Source organism: Pseudomonas sp. P5_A2_2 (genome assembly GCF_054177685.1).
On record NZ_JBGCUL010000692.1, the window covers coordinates 1 to 2,443 of the forward strand.

Sequence of the window (2,443 nt, forward strand, 5' to 3'; positions counted from 1 at the left end):
TCCCGCGGCAGCGGAATACGCTGAACGGGTCATCCAGCGACGCCAGACGCTCGGACGTCTTGGTGTCACGGCTGTCTGCCAGGAAGCGGTACGCTTGCAGCAGAGCAGCTGGACCCAGGAACTTGTCCGGGTTCCACCAGAAGGACGGGCAAGAGGTCGAGCAGCAGGCGCACAGGATGCACTCGTACAGACCGTCGAGCTTCTCACGCTCTTCAGGGGACTGCAGACGCTCGATGGCCGGAGCCGGCGTGTCGTTCTGCAGGTATGGCTTAACCTTCTCGTATTGCTTGTAGAAGATGCTCATATCGACGACCAGGTCACGGATAACCGGCAAACCTGGCAGCGGACGAACGATCAACTTGTTACCTTTTACGACGGCAGACAGCGGCGTGATGCACGCCAGGCCGTTTTTGCCGTTGATGTTCATGCCGTCGGAACCGCAAACACCTTCACGGCAAGAGCGACGATAGGAGAAACCTTCGTCCTGCTCTTTGATCAGGGCCAGTACGTCCAGCACCATCAGGTCTTTACCACCGGTATCGACCTGGAATTCCTGCATGAACGGCGCGGCGTCCTGATCAGGGTTGTAACGATAAACGCTGACTTGCAACATGGCGGCCACCCTTAATAAGTCCGAATCTTAGGTTCAAAAGTCGGAACAGTCTTCGGCGAGAAGTTCACGGCACGCTTGGTCACGCGCTTGTCACCCGGGAAGTACAGGGTGTGGCACAGCCAGTTTTCGTCGTCACGGTCTTCGAAGTCTTCACGGGCGTGAGCACCACGGGACTCTTTACGTACTTCTGCAGCGATGGCAGTGGCTTCGGCCACTTCCAGCAGGTTCTGCAGTTCCAGAGCTTCGATACGCGCAGTGTTGAACGCCTGCGACTTATCGTTGATCTTCACGTTGGCGATGCGCTTGCGCAGATCAGCCAGCTGGGCAATACCCTTCTGCATGTATTCGCCGGTACGGAACACACCGAAGTAGTTCTGCATGCAGTTTTGCAGCTCGCGACGCAAGGTAGCCACGTCTTCGCCTTCGGTACGCTCGTTCAGAGCGGACAGGCGTGCCAGGGCCGCATTGATGTCGGCGTCGGTGGCGTCGTCGTATTCGATACCGTCGGTCAGCGCCTTTTCCAGGTGCAGGCCGGCAGCACGGCCGAATACCACCAGGTCGAGCAGCGAGTTGCCGCCCAGACGGTTGGCACCATGAACCGATACGCAAGCCACTTCGCCTACTGCGAACAGGCCCGGAATGATGGCATCAACGCCATCAGCGTCCTGAGTGATCGCCTGACCGTGAATGTTGGTGGCAACGCCGCCCATCATGTAGTGGCAGGTTGGAACAACCGGAACCGGAGCAACAACCGGGTCAACGTGCGCAAAAGTCTTCGACAGCTCGCAGATGCCTGGCAGACGGCTGTGCAGCACTTCCTCGCCCAGGTGGTCGAGCTTGAGCATCACGTGGTCGCCGTTCGGACCGCAACCGTTGCCGGCGATGATTTCCTTAACCATCGAACGGGCAACAACGTCACGACCGGCAAGGTCTTTGGCGTTCGGAGCATAACGCTCCATGAAACGCTCGCCGTGCTTGTTGATCAGGTAGCCACCTTCACCACGGCAACCTTCGGTAACCAGTACACCAGCGCCGGCGATGCCGGTCGGGTGGAACTGCCACATTTCGATGTCTTGCACCGGTACGCCGGCACGCAGCGCCATGCCAACGCCGTCACCGGTGTTGATCAGGGCGTTGGTGGTCGAAGCGTAGATACGACCTGCACCGCCGGTGGCCAGTACGGTGGCCTTGGCACGGATGTAGGTGGTTTCGCCGGTTTCGATGCAGATCGCGATCACGCCGACGAAAGCGCCATCCTGGTTTTTTACCAGGTCGACAGCGTAGTACTCGTTCAGGAACACGGTACCGGCTTTCAGGTTGCCCTGATAAAGGGTGTGCAGCAGTGCGTGACCGGTACGGTCGGAAGCAGCGCAAGTACGCGCAGCCTGGCCGCCTTTACCGTAGTCCTTGGACTGGCCACCGAACGGACGCTGATAGATACGGCCTTGCTCGGTACGCGAGAATGGCATGCCCATGTGGTCCAGCTCGTAAACGGCAGCCGGACCTTCCTGACACATATATTCGATAGCGTCCTGGTCACCGATGTAGTCGGAACCCTTGACGGTATCGTACATGTGCCAGCGCCAGTCATCGTTCGGGTCAGCAGACGCGATGGCGCAGGTGATGCCGCCTTGAGCGGATACAGTGTGCGAACGGGTCGGAAAAACCTTGGTGATCACGGCAGTCTTGTGACCGCCCTGTGCCAGTTGCAGCGCCGCGCGCATGCCGGCACCGCCACCACCAATAATGATGGCGTCGAAAGAAATCGTTGGAATGTTAGCCATGAATCAGATACCCCAGAGAATCTGCACACCCCAGACGAAGTAAGCG

General features: G+C 58.8%; 2 protein-coding genes. Both read right to left on the reverse strand.

The genetic code is table 11. The features are described 5' to 3' along the window. Window positions 1-613: succinate dehydrogenase iron-sulfur subunit (locus tag ACXRVY_RS24345; RefSeq protein ID WP_458238457.1), on the reverse strand; the 613-nt coding region annotated here is incomplete at its 3' end. Window positions 614-624: 11 nt separating this feature from the next. Next, window positions 625-2,397: a succinate dehydrogenase flavoprotein subunit gene (gene sdhA / locus ACXRVY_RS24350; protein ID WP_223463339.1), complete on the reverse strand. Its 1,773-nt coding sequence runs from the start codon at window positions 2,395-2,397 to the stop codon at window positions 625-627. Between the last annotated feature and the right edge of the window lie 46 nt (window positions 2,398-2,443).

Excerpts from the sequence above, each read along its gene's own strand:
- sdhA (WP_223463339.1), bottom strand. The coding sequence starts at position 2,397 with ATGGCTAACATTCCAACGATTTCTTTCGACGCCATCATTATTGGTGGT.